Genomic DNA, 17425 nt, shown 5'->3' with positions numbered 1-17425 from the left:
CTCAGATTTCGACCACAGGGACGCGCCGTGCCAGTGCACAGAACAGCTCGTAGCTGATGGTCTGTGCAGCCGCCGCCACCGCATCGGCCGGCAGACCCTCGCCCCAGAGGACCACCGGGCTGCCGACTCCGGTGCCCGGCAGATCGGTCAGATCGCAGGCGAGCATGTCCATCGACACTCGACCGAGCGTCTGCGTCTGCTGACCGGCAACGAGAATCGGCGTGCCGCTGGGCGCATGGCGTGGATAACCGTCGGCGTAACCGCAGGCGACGACGCCGACGCGCGTCGGCCGCTGCGCGACAAAGGTGCCGCCGTAACCGACGCGCTCGCCGACGCCGATTTCCTGCACCGCCAGAATCCGGCTGTGCAGCGTCATCACTGGCTTGAGGTCGAGGTTGGCGGCCTCCTGATCGGCGAACGGGCTGCCGCCATAGAGCATGATCCCGGGCCGTACCCAGGCATACGCGGTCTGGGGGTAACGCAGGATGGCGGCCGAGTTGGCGACCGAGACCGGCAGGCTTGCGGCTTCCGGCCAATCGGCGAGCATCTGGGCAAAGCGTTCGAGCTGCCAGTTGATGCAGCGCTCACCGCCGACCGCGTCGGCTTCGGCAAAGTGCGTCATCAAGGTCACTGGGGCAGGGGCAGGAGCCGCCGCCGCAGCCAGCGCCGTCAGTTCGCGGCGCGCGGCCGGAATCTGCCCGCCGGAGAGGCCGAGGCGATGCATGCCGCTGTCGAGCTTGAGGTAGATCGGCAGGGGGACCGGCAGGGCGGCGTGGCGCAGCATCTGCAACTGTTCGAGGCGATGAATGACCACGCTCAGCCCATACGTCGCACAGATTTCCAGATCGGCCGCCGTGAAGAAACCTTCGAGCAGGAGAATCGGCTGACGGATACCGGCCTCGCGCAGGATGATCGCTTCATCGAGGTCGAGCAGGGCGAAACCGTCGGCAACCTCGCCGAGCGCTGCCGCCGCACGCAGCAGGCCATGCCCGTAGGCATTGGCCTTGACCACCGCCCAGGCCCTGGCCGAACCGGCGTGCCTTTTCGCCACCAGGTAGTTGTGACGCAGCGCCGCCAGATCGATGCGGGCTTCAATCGGGCGCGGCATCAGGCAGACAGCTCGCGCAGCTTGTTCCTGGCGAAGTCGACGAAGGTGAGGACCACCCTGGAACGGAAGCGCTCTTTCGGGTAGACCAGTGACAAGGTACGCTTCAGTCGCGGCCGCAACGGAACGGCGACGAGCGTTCCCAGCTGCCGTTCCTTCTCGAAACTCGCCCGCGACACGATCGAGTAGCCCAGACCGGTCGCCACCACGCCCTTCAAGGATTCCGGACTCGACAACTCCATCAGCATCCTGAGTTTCTCGGGATCGACGCCACAAGCCCGAAAATAGTCGTCGGTGACTTCGCGGGTGCCCGAACCCGGTTCACGCGCGATGTAGTCGTACCCCAGCAGGCTGCGCGCATCGACATCGCTACGCCTGGAGAGGGGATGATTGGGCGTGCACACCACCTGCAGTTCATCATCGCCACAGACTTCGCACTGCAGGCTGGCATGATTGGTTTGTGATTCGATCAGGCCGATGTCGAGGGTGTGGGCGGCGATGGCGTTGCTGATCGATTCCGAGTTGGCGACGGTCAGCCGCGCGCGCACCAGCGGATAACGGACGTTGAATTCGCCAAGGATCGGTGGCAGCATGAACTCGGCAATCGTCGTGCTCGCCCCGACCAGCAGGTTGCCGCTCATCTGCCCCGTCATCTCGGCGACGCGCACGTCGAGTTCCTTGGACATTCCAAGGATGCGCTCCGCGTAGTCGAGCACCAGTTCTCCGGCCGGCGTCAGCGAGATTCGCCCGCCGCCGCGCTCGAAGAGACGGGTGTTGAAGTGTTCCTCGAGTTGCTTGATCTGAAAGGTCACGGCCGGTTGCGTCATGTACAGCGTCTCGCCAGCCTTGGTAAAGGAAAGGTGTCTGGCCACCGCGTGAAATACCTGTAATCGACGATCTGCCACCGGCCATCTCTCCTTTTTCCCTTAAACCAGATTCAAACACAAAACTGCCCGGCGGGCCAGCGTTGTGGCCGCCGAATTCCTCGCTGCTGGCTGCCAGCGGTGCTAACAAGTTGGCGTCTTTCATGGTATAAGGCCAACACCTAATCACAGGGGCATCATCATTTCCAATGCCTTTCGGCTTTTACATCATCATGGCTGCGCAGTTTTTTTTCAGCGCTGGCCGACAATGCCCTGCTCATCGTCGCCATCTCGATCCTGCGCGAAATGCACGCACCGAGCGAGTACGAGCCGCTGCTCAAGACCTTCTTCACGGTCTCCTATGTCGCGCTCGCGGCTTTCGTCGGCGGCTTTGCCGACTCGATGCCGAAGTGGCGGGTGATGTTCATCAGCAACGGGATCAAGATCTTCGGCTGCGCGATGATGTTCTGGGATGTTCACCCCTTGCTGGCCTATGCCGTCGTCGGTCTCGGGGCGGCCGCCTACTCGCCGGCCAAGTATGGCATCCTCACCGAATACCTGCCGCACCGTCTGCTGGTGGTCGCCAATGGCTGGATCGAGGGGCTGACGGTCGGTGCGATCATCCTCGGCGTCGTCGTCGGCGGCACGCTGATCCAGCCGGAGGTCGCCTACAGCCTGCTCGCCCTCGATTTTCCGGTCATTGATACCGGCGTCGATACCATCGGCGAAATGTCGCTCTGCTTTGTCGCCGTTTTCTACCTGCTCGCGGCACTGTTCAACCTCTATATTCCCGACACCGGCGTCGATCACCGTGTGCTGCACAAGAACCCCTGGTATCTGCTGCGCGAGTTCAATCATTGCCTGGCTCTGCTCTGGCGCGACCGCCTGGGCCAAGTGTCGCTGGCGGTGACCACCCTGTTCTGGGGCGCCGGCGCCACCCTCCAGTTCATCGTCATCAAATGGGCCGAAACTGCGCTCCATCTCGGCCTCTCGAAATCGAGCATGCTGCAGGGCGTGGTCGCCGTCGGTGTGGCGCTGGGTGCCGCCGGCGCGGCGAGAATGATCACCCTGCGCAAGTCGGTGCGCGTGATTCCGCTCGGCATCGCCATGGGGATCATCGTCCTGGTGATGAACTTTGTCCATCACCTGTGGCTGGCGATTCCCCTGCTGGTCCTGATCGGCGCGCTCTCCGGCTTCTTCGTGGTGCCGATGAATGCGCTACTGCAGCACCGCGGCCATATCCTGATGGGTGCCGGACATTCGATTGCCGTCCAGAACTTCAACGAGAATCTGTCGATCCTGGCCATGACCGGTCTGTATTTCCTGATGATGCGCGCCAACATTTCGATTTATCTGGTGATTTCCCTGTTCGGCATGTTCGTCAGTGGGGCGATGTGGCTCGTCAAGGGCCGCCATGAAGCCAACCAGGAGATCCGGGATGATGTCAGTCAGCTCGACGACAGTTCGCTCTGAACTGACACGAGCAATCCTCTGCTGCTTGAGTCATGAACAAAAACCGCTATACTGTGCATATTTCATGCATAAAAAGCCCTGATCATGTCAAAAATCACCATCGACCGTTACGATCTTGCATTGCTCGACGCATTGCAGCGCAAGGGCAACGCCACCAATGCGACGCTCGGCGAACAGATCCGTCTTTCCGCGTCACAGATCAGTCGCCGCATCCAGCGGCTCGAGGAGGATGGCATCATCGCCGGCTACGTCGCGCTGCTTGCCCCCACGGCACTGGGCCTGGGGGTCACTGCTTTTGCCCAGGTGATCCTCGAACGCCACAACGATGCAGCCAGCGAGGCCTTTGAAAACGCCATCGCGGCGATGCCGGAAGTCATCGACTGCTTCTCCGTCAGCGGCGACGCCGATTACATGTTGCGAATCGTGGTTCCTGATCTGGCAGTGTTTTCCCAATTGATGATGAAGCGCCTGCTGTGCCTGCCCGGCGTTGCCCGCATCAAGACCAGCATTGCCCTGCAAACGGTCAAGCAGACGCATGTCCTGCCTCTCGATCACCTCACCCAGCCGAGCAAGCCACGCCAGCGCGTGCGTTATGCCGAAAGTTGATCCCTCACCCCTTGGCATGCTCTCCCGCCTGCCGGGGAGGGCAGGACTCGTGAGTCGCAGGCACGACTTTCAGATTACAGCACCAGCGGAGCATTGGGTAACTCGTTGGGCTTTTCGCCTGTGGCAGCGAAGTGTTCAGCCAGCGCTGCGGTGATCGTGCGCAATGCGAGCAGCGTACCGCCCTCGAAATCCCCGCTCCGGAAAGCGTTTTCCATGTGGCGGCAGACGCGGTCCCAGAATTCCTGGCCAACACAGGCGTTGATGCCGCGGTCAGCGACGATTTCCACACGCCGATCGATCAACTGCAGATAGATCAGCACGCCGCTGTTCTCCTCGGTGTCCCATACCCGTAACTGCGAAAACAGTTCGATCGCCCGCGCCCGTGCCGACTGGCCGCGCCACAGGCAGGACAGGGGCAGGTTGGCTTCGACCAGCACGCGCAACTCGCCACGATGCGTCGATTCCGAGGCAGCAACCGCCCGCTCGATTCGCTGCAACGATGCTGCGGGAAGCGCGCGCAACACCCACCAGTGCGGCAGCACCAGATGGCGGAAAATTCTCTGCAATCGCATCACCAGTCTCCCGAAGCCCCGCCGCCGCCGAAGCTGCCGCCGCCTCCCGAAAAGCCCCCCGGAGTTGCTCCCGCCACCACCGCCCCAGGAAATGCCGCCGGATGACCAGCCGGTGCCACCCCGCATGCCGAGAAACAGTGAAATGATGGCGGCCACCACCCCCAGAACGGCGGCGATCAGCACCGACGAGATGAGCATCGCAGCGATCACCCCGGCGGCGACACCGACCATGCCAGCCGCCAGAAAACGCCCGAAAATGGCTCGCAGGACGCCGCCAACTACAAATACCAGGACGAAACCGATCAACAGCAGCATCTCGAAATGATCGTCTACATCGGCACGCCGAGCGCCATCGACGCGTGCCGCAGGCGGCAGCGCTTCACCGGCGATCACCTGCATCATCGCGTCGACCCCGGCATCAATGCCGCCATAGAAATCCCCCTTTTTGAAACGCGGGCTGATCGTCTCGCTGATGATTCGCTTCGCGGTTGCATCGTTGAGCGCGCCTTCCAGACCGTAGCCCACTTCGATGCGAAGTTTCCGGTCGTTCTTGGCGACCAGCAGCAGCGCGCCGTCATCGATGCCGCGGCGACCCAGTTTCCAGGACTCGACGACGCGCAGCGCGTATTGCTCGATACTTTCCGGCTGCACCGTCGGAACGATCAGGACGGCGATCTGTGACCCTTTCGCGTGCTCGAAAGCGGCCAGCTTGGCGTCGATCCGCTCGCGCTGCCCAGCGGCAAGCGTGCTCGTCAGATCGGTCACCCGCGCCGCCAGCCGTGGAATCGCCTGCTGCTCGTCGGCGCCGGCGATGCCTGCGCCGACGAGCAGCAGCAGGCTCAACAGCCAGGCCGCAAGGCGGGCAGGGAGGAACGGCACGGCCTAGTAACCGGGCGCCGGTGAAGGCCTGCCGGCGTCTGTCGGCGCTGCGGCGGCAGGCGACGCCGGTGCTGGTCTGGCGAAGTCAACCTTCGGCGCCGTCGAGATCGCCTTCTCGTTCTCGACACTGAAATTCGGTTTCACGGTGTAGCCGAAGAGCATCGCCGTGAGATTGTTCGGAAAGGTACGCACCGAAACGTTGTAGCCCTCGACGGCCTTGATGTAACGGTTACGGGCCACGGTGATCCGGTTCTCGGTGCCTTCGAGTTGTGCCTGCAAGTCGCGGAAAGCGGCATCGGCCTTCAACTGCGGATAGTTTTCGGAAACCACCAGCAGACGTGACAGGGCACTGGTGAGACCGGCCTGCGCCTGCTGGAACTTGGCAAAGGCCTCGGGATTATTGACCAGTTCCGGCGTTGCCTGGATCGCACCCACCCGCGCGCGTGCCTGCGTGACCTGGGTCAGCACATCCTTTTCGTGACTGGCATAGCCCTGCACGGTGGCCACTAGGTTCGGTACCAGGTCGGCTCGCCGCTGATACTGGTTGAGCACTTCGGACCAGGCCGACTTGATCGCTTCGTCGCCGGTCTGAAAGGTATTGTAGCCGCAGCCGGAGAGCAGCCCGGCAAGCAGTACCAGGAGGGTCAGGAGGGTCGGAATTCGCAGTCGCATGACATTTTCCTTGATGAGGGATGAACAGGGTACAGCCCAGTTGGCGACTTTCGCTGATTTCTCAAGAGGGCGCAAGCCGCACCAGCGGGCTAGGCAGGCGAGGAACCGGCGGTTTGCGCTGCAGCGGTCTTCGCTGCACGCATCAGCGCGCGCGCGCGGCACAGACTCCTCCCAGGCCTTGGCCTTGTCCGGCAGGGTGCGCAACAGGTAAGCCGGATGGTAGGTCACCACCACCGGGATGGTGCTCCCGCCGCCCTGCGGCGCAGGATACGCGAAGGTCTTGCCGCGCAGGCTGGCCAGCGAACCGAGTTCACCGAGCAGCGCATGCGCCGCTGCGCGGCCCAGCAGAACAATCAGTCGCGGCTGGATCAGCGCAATCTGTCGCCGCAGATAGGGTGCGCAGGTCGCGATCTCGGCGGCCTCCGGGGTTCGATTGTTGGGCGGACGACACTTCACGGCATTGGCGATGTAGACATCCTCGCCACGCTGCAGGTCGATCGCCGCGAGCATCGCATCGAGCAGTTTTCCAGCAGGGCCGACGAAAGGCTCGCCACGCGCGTCTTCTTCCGCCCCCGGTCCCTCGCCGATGAACAGCCAGTCGGCGGCGACATCGCCAACGCCGAGCACTGCCTGCCGCCTCTGCTGGCAAAGCGCGCAGGCCCGGCAGGCGGCAACGCTGTGCTGTAATTGCTCCCAGGACATGCCGGCGATGTCCTGCGGCCGCGCTGAGGCAGGGGCAGCGGTCGGCGCCAGATCGGTGACTGCGGCGGGCGTAGCGATCGCGTTTGGCGCTTCAGGACGCCGTTCGGCTGGAGTGATTGCCGGCACACCCGGCGTCGGCAGCGTCACCGCGCGCTGCTCGCGCAACTGCCACTGCGGCGACAGGCCGATCTCGCGCAGCAGTTGGGCACGTGTCAATGGCCCACCGGCCGGCTTCCTGGCGATCATTGGGCCACCTCTGCCAGCGCCAGCCGCATCACCAGCGCATCCTCGGATCCCTTTTCTGCCGGGTAGTAGCCGCGTCGCACGCCGATCTGTTGAAAGCCGAAATGCCGATAGATCGTCAGTGCCGGCACGTTCGACGGACGCACCTCGAGCAGGATGCTGGTTGCCCCCGCCAGCTGCGCCAGGCGCATGGCGTGGCGCAACAGGCGGGCACCAAAACCCATTCCCTGGCGCTTCCCGGCGACACTGATGTTGAGCAGGTGTGCCTCGTCCACGGCCATCATCAGCACATAGTAGCCCACCAGTTCGTCGGCGAAACGACACCCCCAGACACTGTAGCCGCAAGCGATCGAATCGATGAAATTGGTCCGCGTCCAGGGAAACGGGTAGACGCGATTTTCAATCTCGACGATCTCGTCGAGGTCGGCAGGGTGCATCGGCAGCATCGACAGCCGCGGTGCGAGCACGGCGCTCACGCTTTCCCTCCCGTGGCCAGGCGCTCGGCAACCGTCAGCGCGACCTTGTTGCGAATGTACAGCGGCGCTGCTGCAGCCGCATCGATACCCTCAGCGCGCGCCAGGCGTGGCGCGGCGAGACAGGCAACGGCATCGGCAGCAGGCATCAGTTCGGGTTGCCATCGGTGTACGCAGCCGGCCAGCCGCGCACGCAGCAAGGGATAGGCGGCGAGGCCATTACCGCAAGCCAGCCAACCAGCCGAGTCGGGAAGCGGCAAGGCCGATGGCTGGCAGACCACCACCTCGCCGAGTGGTAAGGCCCTTGAAAACCGGCCGTAATAGACCTCACCCATGCGCGCGTCGAGCACCACCAGTACCTGTTCCCCGCCACTGGCCAGCGCCATGGCATCGAGGGTGCCGACTGGAATGACCGGTAGCTGATGGGCGAAAGCCAGACCCTGGGCGACGCCGCAAGCGACCCGCAGACCGGTAAAAGAGCCGGGACCGGCAGCAAAAGCGACTCCGTGCAGGTCGGCAAAGCCAAGCTCGGCTTCGCAGAGCGTTGCGCAGATCAGCGGCAGCAGCGTTTCCGAATGCGCAATGCCGACCGGGCAGAAACGCCGCAACACGACGCCATCACACCAGAGGGCAATGGAGCCGAGATCAGTCGAGGTTTCGATGGCCAGCAGATTCATGCGTCTATTCTACCCGTCCTGCTCGCCGCCGTCGCCATCCGGCTCCGGCTCGCGCGCTGCCCCCCCATCCGCAGGGAAGTGTTCCGGATCTTCCCCCTGACGTAGCAGGATTCGACGCCCAATAACGCTGCCGACGTGGTCGGCCAACGCCTTTCCCGCTACAATGACAAGGCCTTCAGAAGACGCGCCGAGAGCACGTCCACCTCACAACCACAGCATAGAAAGTGCCGCAATGAAAGTACTCCTATTGACGCGCGAATATCCTCCCCACGTCTACGGCGGAGCCGGTGTTCACGTCGAGTATCTGTCTGGCGAACTCGCCAGACTGATGCATGTCGAAGTCCGCTCCTTTGGCGACCAGGACACGGTCAGCAGTGATGGCGTGCGAATCAAGGGCTACCCTTTCGGCAAGGGAAGTTTCGCGCATGTCGACAAGAAGCTCAGCGGTGCGCTGGATACCTTCGAAACCAACCTCGAAACGCTGAGCGACCAGGTCGACGCTGATCTGGTGCATGTACACACCTGGTACGCGCACTTTGGCGGTATCCTGGCAAAAACCCTCTATGGCATTCCGCTGGTGCATACGGTGCATTCGCTGGAACCGCTGCGCCCGTGGAAACGCGAGCAGCTCGGCTGTGGCTATGACATGTCGTCCTGGATCGAACGGACCTCGCTGAGCATGGCAGACGCAGTGATCGCCGTATCGGAGGGAACCAAGGCCGACATCCTCGAGCATTTCGACATCGACCCGGCGAAGATCACGGTGATCTACAACGGCATCAACGTCGACCAGTACCATCCGACCGACGAAACCGCTGCCCTCGAAAAGTACGGGGTCGACCCCGACAAGCCGATTGTCCTCTTCGTCGGCCGGATCACGCGTCAGAAAGGCATCGTCCACCTGGTCAATGCCATCCATTACATCAACCCCGACGCGCAGGTCGTCCTCTGCGCCGGCGCACCCGATACCCCCGAAATCCTGGCCGAGATGAAGGCCGCGGTCAAGCGTGTCCGCCAGGAGGGTTTCAAGAACCTGATCTGGATACAGGAGATGGTGAGCAAGGACGAGGCGATCCAGCTCTATTCGCATGCCACGGTGTTCTGCTGCCCGTCGATCTACGAGCCTTTCGGGATCATCAACCTCGAAGCCATGGCCTGCCGCACCGCAGTCGTGGCGAGTGCCGTCGGTGGTATCAAGGAGGTCGTCATCGATGGCGTCACCGGCTATCTGGTGCCGCTGGAGCAACTGCACGTGGCTCCCTTCGAGCCAGTGGATCCGGATGTCTTTTCACGCGATCTGGCGGCTGCGATCAACAAGATTCTCGACAACCCGGAACTCGCCGAATCAATGGCCGCAGCAGGCCAGCAGCGTGCACGCGATGTCTTCAGCTGGTCGAGCATCGCGCAGCAAACGAAGCAACTCTACGATTCGCTGCTGAAGTGATGCCGGCGGGTGTCGACGGCAGCCGCGACATCGGCTTGCTTCCGTCGGCCTGCGCGCTGTTGGCGCGCACCGGTCTTCACCTACAGATTCCACTCTTCCGGCCAGGCCGGATCAGGATTTAGGAGCAGAATGATGATGATTCCCAAAGAATACCCTCGTGTGATCATCGAAGCGGTCGAGCCGCAAGTGGTCGGTGGCCGTTTCCCCATCAAGCGCGTCGTCGGCGAGAAGGTTACCGTCAGCGCCGACATCTACAAGGAAGGCCATGACAAACTGGCGGCCGTGCTCAAGGCGCGCCAGGTCGGTGACAAGGAATGGCAGGAAAGCGCGATGACGCAGGGCGACAACGACCGCTGGTTCGGTGAGTTTACGGTCACCACGGTCGGTCGCTGGGAGTACACGATCGAGGCGTATGCCGAAAGATATCTGTCGTGGGTGGACGAAATCAGCAAGAAGAGCGTGCCGGGTGCAGACCTCAGGAGCGAACTGCTCGAGGGTCTGGTGATCCTCAAGAAGTCGGCCGCCGTGGCGCAGGGCGAGGATCTCAGCCGCATGCTGGGCATCATCGCGGCCATCGAAACTGCGCTGGCTGCCGGCGAGCAGCGCGGCGCCATCGATCTGGGCATCGGCAAGGTCATGCGCGGCATGATGGCCAGCTACCCCGATCGCAGCGAGGGCCATCAACTGGCGCCAGCGCTGACGATCATGGTCAATCGGCCCATCACCCGTTTTGCCGCCTGGTATGAGTTCTTCCCGCGTTCGCAAGGCAACATGCCGTACCGGCATGGCACCCTGCAGGACAGCATCCGTCGCTTGCACGACATCAAGGCGATGGGTTTCGACGTCGTCTACCTGCCGCCGATCCACCCCATCGGTTACAGTTTTCGCAAGGGCAAGAACAACAGCCTGGTTGCCGTACCAGGCGACGTCGGCAGTCCCTGGGCGATCGGCAACAAACACGGCGGCCACATGGCGCTGGAGCCGCAACTCGGTACCTGGGACGACTGGGACCAGTTTGTCGCCACCTGCCGTGAGTTGGAAATCGAGATTGCGCTCGATTATGTGATGAATTGTTCGCCCGACCATCCTTATGTTGCAGCGCATCCGGAGTGGTTCTTCCATCGTCCCGATGGATCGATCAAGTACGCCGAAAACCCGCCGAAGAAATACCAGGACGTCTACCCGCTCAATTTCGGGACCAGCGACCGCGCCGGGCTGTGGCAGGAAATGCTCAAGATTTTCCTGTTCTGGGTTGGCAAGGGCGTCACCACCTTCCGGGTCGACAATCCGCACACCAAACCGGTACCGTTCTGGGAATGGGTGATCGGCGAAGTGCACCGGCAGCACCCGCAAGTCATCTTTCTGGCCGAAGCCTTCACCAAACCGAAGATGATGCGCTTGTTGGCGAAAGTCGGTTTCGCCCAGTCCTACACCTATTTCACCTGGCGTGACCACAAGCATGACCTGACCGAGTACGTCAGCGAGTTGACCTGCGGCGAGATGAAGGAGTATTTCACCGGCAACTTCTTTGCCAATACGCCGGACATCCTGCCACCGATCCTGCAGTTCGGCGGCCGCCCGGCATTCATCATGCGTGCCGTGCTGGCCGCGACATTGTCAAGCGTCTACGGTATCTACAGTGGCTACGAGCTGTGTGAGAACGAGGCGATTCCCGGCAAGGAGGAGTACCTCGATTCGGAGAAATACGAAATCAAGATGCGCGACTGGAAAGCCCCGGGCAACATCATTGACATCATCACCCGGATCAACCGGATCCGCAAGGAATGCCCCGCCCTGCAAACCTACAATAACGTGCTCTTCCTGAATGCCGACAACCCCAACATCCTCGCCTATGCCAAAATGACCGAAGACCGGTCGGACATTGTCATCTGTGTGGTCAATCTCGACCCCTTCCACTCGCACCACTCGATCCTGCATGTGCCACTGGGCACCTTCGGCATTCCCGAGGACGAGCAGTACCAGGCACACGACCTGCTCTCTGGCGAGCGCTATCGCTGGCATGGTCCGACGGCCTATGTCGAGCTCGCTCCGACCACCAAGATGGCACACATCATCAAGGTCCGGCGCTGGTAGAAAGCAGCTCGCGGTCAGCCAGACCGGCAAGGCGTCGCGCCTGACTTCGGCCGGGTCATCGTCCACAAACGCGATCGAAGTGCGACACTGCAGGGGCAGGGCATCCTGCCCCTGCTGCAGTCGCTTAATCGGATCCGGCAAGGGCGCGGGTGAACTTCATGTCCTCGCCCGAAAGGTCACTGAGTTCGATACGCACCGGCTTCACCTTCCAGATCTCGTTGCAGTACTCACAGATCGCCCGATCGGAAGAAAAGAATCCGGAACGTGCGACGTTGAGGATGGACATCCGTGTCCAGCGATCGATGTCCAGGTAGGTATCAGAGACCCTGGACTGACAATCGATGTACGACTGGAAGTCAGCCATCAGCATGTACTCGTCATGGTTGAGCAGGTGATCGACGAGGGGCCGGAAAATCTCGCGGTCGCCCTTGGTGAAGAAGCCACTGGCGATCAGGTCGATCACTTCACGCAGGTGCGGGTTCTCGTCGTAATAGGTCCGTGGTCGGTAGCCGGTTCTTCTGAGTTCCATCACCTCAGGTGTGGTCATCCCGAACAGGAAGAAGTTCTCGTCACCGACTTCCTCGCGGATTTCGACATTGGCACCATCGAGCGTGCCGATGGTCAGCGCACCGTTCATCTGGAACTTCATGTTGCCGGTTCCGGAGGCTTCCTTTCCGGCTAGTGAAATCTGCTCGGACAGATCGGCACCAGGAAAGATCGACTGGGCGTGCTTGACGTTGTAGTTCGGGAAGAACACCACCTGCAGCTTGCCGTGCATCGCCGGATCGCGACCGATCACGTCGGCGACGGCGTTGATCAGCCGGATGATCAGCTTGGCCATGAAGTAACCCGGCGCCGCCTTGCCGCCGAAGATCACGGTGCGGGGCGCGATCACGAGGTCGGGGTTGTCCTTCAGGCGCTTGTACAAGGAAACCACGTGCAGGATGTTGAGGTGCTGCCGCTTGTACTCATGAAAACGTTTGACCTGGATGTCGAACATCGACGCCGGATCGACGTCGACATGAGCAAAACGTTTGATCTCGCCGACCAGCCGCTTCTTGTTGCCGCTCTTGATCCGCCGCCAGGATTCGCGAAAGGCGGGATCGTCGGCATACGGTTCGAGTTCGCGCAGCCGTGTCATGTCGGTCACCCAGCCGGTGCCGATGGTTTCCTCGATCAGCCCGGACATCGTCGGATTCGCCAGGACCACGAAGCGGCGCGGCGTGACGCCATTGGTCTTGTTGTTGAACTTCTCCGGCCACATCTCGTAGAAGTCCTTGAGGACATCCGACTTGAGCAGTTCGGAATGTAGCTTGGCCACACCATTCACCGCGAAGCTGCCGACGACCGCCAGATTCGCCATGCGCACGTAGTGCGCACCATCCTCGTCGATCAGCGACATTCTTCGCAGCCGCGCGTCGTCGCCCGGATAGCGAATCCGCACTTCGTCGAGGAAACGCAGGTTGATCTCGCAAATGATCTCGAAATGCCGCGGCAGCACGCGCTTGAACAGGGCCAGTCGCCACTTTTCGAGCGCCTCCGGCAGCAGCGTGTGGTTGGTGTAGGCGAAGGTCTTGCGGGTAATCGCCCAGGCCTGGTCCCACTCCATCATATATTCATCGACCAGCAGGCGCATCAGTTCCGCCACGGCGATCGACGGATGCGTATCGTTGAGCTGGACGACGAACTTCTCGTCGAAATGATCGAGATTCTTCTCGCGCTGCAGTTGCAGGCGAATCATGTCCTTCAGTGAGCAAGCCACGAAGAAGTACTGTTGTTCTAGCCTGAGTTCCTGGCCTGCTTCGGTTTCGTCGTTCGGGTACAGCACCTTGGTGATGGTCTCCGAGCGAATCTGGGCATCGACGGCCTCATGGTAGTTGCCGGCATTGAAGGCTGCAAAATCGAAACTCTCCGGCGCCTCGGCGCTCCACAGCCGGAGCCGGTTCGGCGTATTCACCCCGTAACCCAACACCGGCATGTCCCAGGCGGTACCGCGAACGAGTTTGGCCGGAACCCATTGCACGCGCAGGCGGCGATCGCCGTTCGCCTCATACTGATATTCGGTATGACCACCAAGCTTGATGTCGAAAGCGATATTCGGACGGTGGATCAGCCATGGGCTTCCGGCACGTAACCACTTGTCGGTCAGCTCGATCTGTTGCCCATCGCGAATCGCCTGCGTGAAGATGCCGAACTCGTACAGGATGCCATAACCGATGGCAGGAATTTCGAGCGTTGCCAGCGAGTCGAGGTAACATGCCGCCAGGCGTCCAAGACCGCCGTTGCCCAGCCCCGGTTCCTCCTCCTGATCGAGCAGCATTTCCAGATCGAGTCCGAACTCCTGGGTGGCCTGCCGGGCCTGATCGAAGATCCCGAGATTGATCAGGTTATTGCCGAGTTGCGGACCAATCAGGAATTCGGCAGACAGGTAACAGACGGTACGGCTGCCCCGATCGCGATAGGTGCGCGCAGTTTGTACCCAGCGTTGCAACAGGCGGTCGCGTACCGCCTGCGCGAGCGCCATGAAGCAGTCACGCCGCGTCGCCACCTGCGGGAAGCGCGCCTGCACATAGACCAGTTTGTCGAGCATGGCACGTTTCAGTGCGTCCACACTGAGTCCGGTGCGCCGGTCTTCGCGCCCCACCAGCAGAGCGGAATCTGCCTCCAGCGGTGGCGCATTTTCTTTTTTCGATTTCAACTTTCATGTCGGCACCCTCATATTTCTTGTTTATCGATATGTAAGAGATCGCGAATCCGTGTTCACCGATCCACGTCCAAGGCGAGTCTATAACATTGCGCGAAGCTGTGCACGCTGTGCCGTTCAAACGCAACAATTCTCATTCTAACGAAAGCATGGAGATGGGTTCGGTGTCATCGGCGTGCGCTGGAGATCACCGGGATGCTGCTCGCGCCGGGATTAGAAGCCGGGCTTCTTTTCAGTCACCCAGGCTTCGATTTCGAGAAAATCCTTCTGGTTCTGGCGGAGGACCAGGAAGAAGACGAGCGCCAGGAGCAGCGCGAAGAGCAGGACCGAGAACTCGTGCCAGCCGAGATTTGCGAGCAGTTGAAGAGGCATTGCTTTCTCCCGTCGTCGATGCAAGCAGCCAGCGGAGGCAGGCGCCAAACCACATTGACTGGCATATGACCCGTGCTCAAGCGTCCTGGTTCCAGCCGCAGGAAGGGCAGGGCCATGAGCTGCGTCCGGCTCGCCGTTTCGGACAGAAACTCTAGATCACACGTACGCGAATCACGCGTTCGACCGCCTTGATGGCGTCGATCACCTCTTCGCCGGGCTTTTTCTCGACGTCCACAATGTTGAAAGCCAGTTCACCGCGGCTCTTGTTCATCATGTCTACGACATTGACCTGGTGGTTGGCCAGAATGGACAGGACATGGCCGAGAACACCGGAGACATTGTCGTTGGAGAAGGTGATTCGCGAGGTGCCCGGACTGCGCTCCATGTTGATCTTCGGGAAGTTGACCGAGTTCACGATGTGGCCGTTTTCCAGATAGTCGACCAGTTGGTTGGCAGCCATCACCGCACAGTTTTCCTCGGATTCCTCGGTACTGGCGCCGATGTGCGGCATGGCAATGATTCGCGGGTGTCCGAGCAGAGCGGGTTCGGGAAAATCGCAGACGTACTTGCCGAGCCGGCCGGCGTCAAGACTGCGCAGGACCGCCGCCGGGTTCACGATCGCGTCCCGGGCAAAGTTGAGCAGCACGGCACCCTCTTTGATGACCGCCAGAGTGTCGTCGTTGAGCATATGCCGGGTGGCATCGACCGCCGGCACATGCAGCGAGACGTAGTCGGAACGGGCGAGCAGCGATTGCAGGTTTTCCATGCGGCTGACTTCGTTCGACAGGCGCCAGGCCGCATCAATCGACAACACCGGGTCAAAACCGACTACCGTCATGCCCATCGCCAGCGCCATGTCGGCGACCATCGAGCCGATCGCTCCGAGACCGACGATACCGATCGTCTTGCCACGGATTTCGTGGCCGGCAAAGCGGGATTTGGCTTTTTCGACGAGCGGCGACATCTCCGCCGGATCCTGGATATCGGCGAGCGACTGCACATAATTCATGCCATCGACGATGCCGCGCGCGCTCAGCAGCATGCCGGCCATCACCAGTTCCTTGACGGCGTTGGCATTGGCTCCCGGGGTGTTGAACACCACGATCCCCTGCTTGCCGTATTCGGCGACCGGAACATTGTTGACCCCGGCGCCGGCGCGGGCAACGGCCAGCAACGAGGCGGGGACGTCGATACCCTGCAGCTTCTGGCTGCGCAGGAGAAAAGCGTCGGGGTGAGCAATGTCGCTACCGACTTCATAGGATTGACGCGGAAATCGATCGAGACCCTTGATCGAAATCTTGTTGTAGGTTCTGACCTTGTACATGGCTATGTGACTCGGATAGATGATCGGTGGAATGACGGGAATCAGGCGGCGACCTGCTGATAGGCCCAGGCCAGCCATGGCATCAGCGCTTGCAGGTCGGAAGTCTCGACGGTAGACCCACACCAGATGCGAATCCCTGCCGGTGCGTCCTTGTACGAACCGATGTCGAAAGCAACGCCTTCGCTGTCGAGCAGCTTGACGAGCTTCTTGACCTGTTCGGCATCGAGTTGCACGCTCAGGCAGACGCTGGTGTTCGAGCGCGTTGCCGGATCCTTGGCCAGGAAAGTGATCCAGTCGTTGGCGGCGACAAACTCGGCGATCACCGCCAGGTTGGCCTGGCTGCGCGCGATCGCCGCCGGGACGCCGCCAATCGCCTCGATCCATTGCAAGGCGTCGAGATAGTCGGCAACGCAGAGCATCGAAGGGGTGTTGATCGTTTCCCCGCGGAAGATACCTTCGCTGAGCTTGCCGCCGGAGGTCAGGCGGAACACCTTGGGCAGTGGCCACGGCGGGCTATAGCTTTCCAGACGGGCAACCGCGCGTGGGCCGAGGATCAGCATGCCGTGCGCCCCCTCACCGCCCAAGACCTTCTGCCAGGAGAAAGTCACCACGTCGAGCTTGTCCCAGGGCAGGTCCATGGCGAATACCGCCGAAGTGGCATCGCAGATCGTCAGGCCGGTGCGCTCATTCGGAATCCAGTCACCATTGGGCACCTTGACGCCGGAAGTCGTGCCGTTCCAGGTAAACACCACGTCATTGTCGAAATTCACCTGCGCGAGATCGACGATGTCGCCATAATCGGCCTTCAGGACGCGCGCGTCGGAAAGTTTCAGTTGCTTGACCACGTCCGTCGCCCAGCCCGCGCCAAAGGACTCCCAGACCAGAACGTCGACACCGCGCTGACCCAGCAAGGACCACATCGCCATTTCCACTGCACCCGTGTCCGACCCCGGCACGACGCCGACGCGATAGCCTTCCGGCAAACCGAGGATGCGAGCGGTTTCCGAGCACGCCAGCGCGAGGGCTTTCTTGCCCAGCGCCGAGCGGTGCGAGCGGCCCAGGGTGTTGAGCGAAAGGGCGCTGACATCATAGCCCGGGCGCTTGCTGCAGGGACCTGAGGAAAAATTGGGGTTTTTGGGTTTCGCTGTGGGTTGCATGATTGCCTCTATCTAGAAAAAGAAACCGGGGGCTGGCGCCTCCCCGAAGGTCCACCAGCCAGTAT

At 61.5% G+C, this 17425-nt stretch carries 13 protein-coding genes and 2 pseudogenes; 4 read left to right on the top strand and 11 right to left on the bottom strand.

Annotation, left to right across the window (positions count from 1 at the left end; genetic code table 11):
- Position 1: 1 nt before the first annotated feature.
- On the bottom strand, positions 2-1108 hold the full coding sequence (gene alr, locus E4Q08_RS12555) for an alanine racemase (protein ID WP_169070625.1): 1107 nt from the start codon (positions 1106-1108) through the stop codon (positions 2-4).
- A complete protein-coding gene (locus E4Q08_RS12550) occupies positions 1108-2010 on the bottom strand; it encodes a LysR family transcriptional regulator (RefSeq protein ID WP_034918562.1) in 903 nt (300 codons plus the stop codon). The genes alr and E4Q08_RS12550 overlap by 1 nt, the downstream gene beginning before the upstream one ends.
- 167 nt (positions 2011-2177) lie before the next feature.
- On the opposite strand from E4Q08_RS12550, the pseudogene lplT reads away from it, so the two are divergent.
- Together lplT and E4Q08_RS12540 are read left to right on the top strand one after the other, a co-directional pair.
- A pseudogene (gene lplT / locus E4Q08_RS12545) lies at positions 2178-3441 on the top strand (lysophospholipid transporter LplT).
- Between the two features lie 84 nt (positions 3442-3525).
- Positions 3526-4047 (top strand): Lrp/AsnC family transcriptional regulator, encoded by a 522-nt coding sequence (locus tag E4Q08_RS12540; protein ID WP_169070624.1) that lies wholly within the window; start codon positions 3526-3528, stop codon positions 4045-4047.
- Positions 4048-4121: 74 nt separating this feature from the next.
- Here the strand turns inward: E4Q08_RS12540 and E4Q08_RS25760 are convergent, their stop codons facing one another.
- The 5 genes and pseudogenes from E4Q08_RS25760 to tsaB all read right to left on the bottom strand — a co-directional run bounded on the left by E4Q08_RS25760 (position 4122) and on the right by tsaB (position 8265).
- The gene (locus tag E4Q08_RS25760) at positions 4122-5498 is read right to left on the bottom strand and encodes a TPM domain-containing protein (RefSeq protein WP_308240128.1); all 1377 of its coding nucleotides are present in this window, start codon (positions 5496-5498) and stop codon (positions 4122-4124) included.
- A gap of 3 nt (positions 5499-5501) precedes the next feature.
- Complete coding sequence (locus E4Q08_RS12525) at positions 5502-6170, bottom strand: LemA family protein (protein WP_169070641.1); 669 nt, start codon at positions 6168-6170, stop codon at positions 5502-5504.
- A gap of 228 nt (positions 6171-6398) precedes the next feature.
- Positions 6399-6872: pseudogene (locus tag E4Q08_RS24785) on the bottom strand (uracil-DNA glycosylase); the annotation flags it as partial.
- A gap of 242 nt (positions 6873-7114) precedes the next feature.
- Positions 7115-7591, bottom strand: coding sequence for a ribosomal protein S18-alanine N-acetyltransferase (gene rimI / locus E4Q08_RS12515; protein ID WP_308240127.1), 477 nt, complete (start codon positions 7589-7591; stop codon positions 7115-7117).
- A complete protein-coding gene (gene tsaB / locus E4Q08_RS12510; protein ID WP_169070622.1) occupies positions 7588-8265 on the bottom strand; it encodes a tRNA (adenosine(37)-N6)-threonylcarbamoyltransferase complex dimerization subunit type 1 TsaB in 678 nt (225 codons plus the stop codon). Before tsaB ends, rimI begins: the two co-directional genes overlap by 4 nt.
- Before the next feature lie 232 nt (positions 8266-8497).
- On the opposite strand from tsaB, the gene glgA reads away from it, so the two are divergent.
- Together glgA and E4Q08_RS12500 are read left to right on the top strand one after the other, a co-directional pair.
- A complete protein-coding gene (gene glgA / locus E4Q08_RS12505) occupies positions 8498-9709 on the top strand; it encodes a glycogen synthase (RefSeq protein WP_169070621.1) in 1212 nt (403 codons plus the stop codon).
- A 129-nt stretch (positions 9710-9838) separates the two neighbouring features.
- Positions 9839-11803 carry an alpha-1,4-glucan--maltose-1-phosphate maltosyltransferase gene (locus E4Q08_RS12500; RefSeq protein WP_248594875.1) on the top strand — a complete coding sequence of 655 codons (1965 nt, stop codon included), beginning with the start codon at positions 9839-9841 and terminating at the stop codon, positions 11801-11803.
- Between the two features lie 124 nt (positions 11804-11927).
- On the opposite strand, the gene E4Q08_RS12495 is transcribed toward E4Q08_RS12500, so the two are convergent.
- The 4 genes from E4Q08_RS12495 to E4Q08_RS12480 all read right to left on the bottom strand — a co-directional run bounded on the left by E4Q08_RS12495 (position 11928) and on the right by E4Q08_RS12480 (position 17360).
- A complete protein-coding gene (locus E4Q08_RS12495) occupies positions 11928-14471 on the bottom strand; it encodes a glycogen/starch/alpha-glucan phosphorylase (RefSeq protein WP_034912630.1) in 2544 nt (847 codons plus the stop codon).
- 249 nt (positions 14472-14720) lie between these two features.
- Positions 14721-14879 carry a hypothetical protein gene (locus tag E4Q08_RS12490; RefSeq protein WP_169070619.1) on the bottom strand — a complete coding sequence of 53 codons (159 nt, stop codon included), beginning with the start codon at positions 14877-14879 and terminating at the stop codon, positions 14721-14723.
- Positions 14880-15030: 151 nt separating this feature from the next.
- Positions 15031-16203 (bottom strand): phosphoglycerate dehydrogenase, encoded by a 1173-nt coding sequence (locus E4Q08_RS12485; protein ID WP_034912627.1) that lies wholly within the window; start codon positions 16201-16203, stop codon positions 15031-15033.
- Positions 16204-16244: 41 nt separating this feature from the next.
- Positions 16245-17360, bottom strand: a complete 1116-nt coding sequence (locus tag E4Q08_RS12480; RefSeq protein WP_169070618.1) for a phosphoserine transaminase — start codon at positions 17358-17360, stop codon at positions 16245-16247.
- Positions 17361-17425: the final 65 nt, after the last annotated feature.

It is taken from the genome of Candidatus Accumulibacter contiguus (assembly GCF_012940005.1).
In the GTDB taxonomy this organism is placed as follows: domain Bacteria; phylum Pseudomonadota; class Gammaproteobacteria; order Burkholderiales; family Rhodocyclaceae; genus Accumulibacter; species Accumulibacter contiguus.
This window is presented reverse-complemented; position numbering and strand designations above follow the sequence as displayed.

What these genes read in the sequence shown, in the direction of transcription:
- alr (WP_169070625.1), bottom strand. Translation starts at nt 1,108, where the DNA reads ATGCCGCGCCCGATTGAAGCCCGCATCGATCTGGCGGCGCTGCGTCAC.
- E4Q08_RS12540 (WP_169070624.1), top strand. Translation starts at nt 3,526, where the DNA reads ATGTCAAAAATCACCATCGACCGTTACGATCTTGCATTGCTCGACGCA.
- E4Q08_RS12525 (WP_169070641.1), bottom strand. Translation starts at nt 6,170, where the DNA reads ATGCGACTGCGAATTCCGACCCTCCTGACCCTCCTGGTACTGCTTGCC.
- tsaB (WP_169070622.1), bottom strand. Translation starts at nt 8,265, where the DNA reads ATGAATCTGCTGGCCATCGAAACCTCGACTGATCTCGGCTCCATTGCC.
- glgA (WP_169070621.1), top strand. Translation starts at nt 8,498, where the DNA reads ATGAAAGTACTCCTATTGACGCGCGAATATCCTCCCCACGTCTACGGC.
- E4Q08_RS12500 (WP_248594875.1), top strand. Translation starts at nt 9,839, where the DNA reads ATGATGATGATTCCCAAAGAATACCCTCGTGTGATCATCGAAGCGGTC.
- E4Q08_RS12490 (WP_169070619.1), bottom strand. Translation starts at nt 14,879, where the DNA reads ATGCCTCTTCAACTGCTCGCAAATCTCGGCTGGCACGAGTTCTCGGTC.
- E4Q08_RS12485 (WP_034912627.1), bottom strand. Translation starts at nt 16,203, where the DNA reads ATGTACAAGGTCAGAACCTACAACAAGATTTCGATCAAGGGTCTCGAT.
- E4Q08_RS12480 (WP_169070618.1), bottom strand. Translation starts at nt 17,360, where the DNA reads ATGCAACCCACAGCGAAACCCAAAAACCCCAATTTTTCCTCAGGTCCC.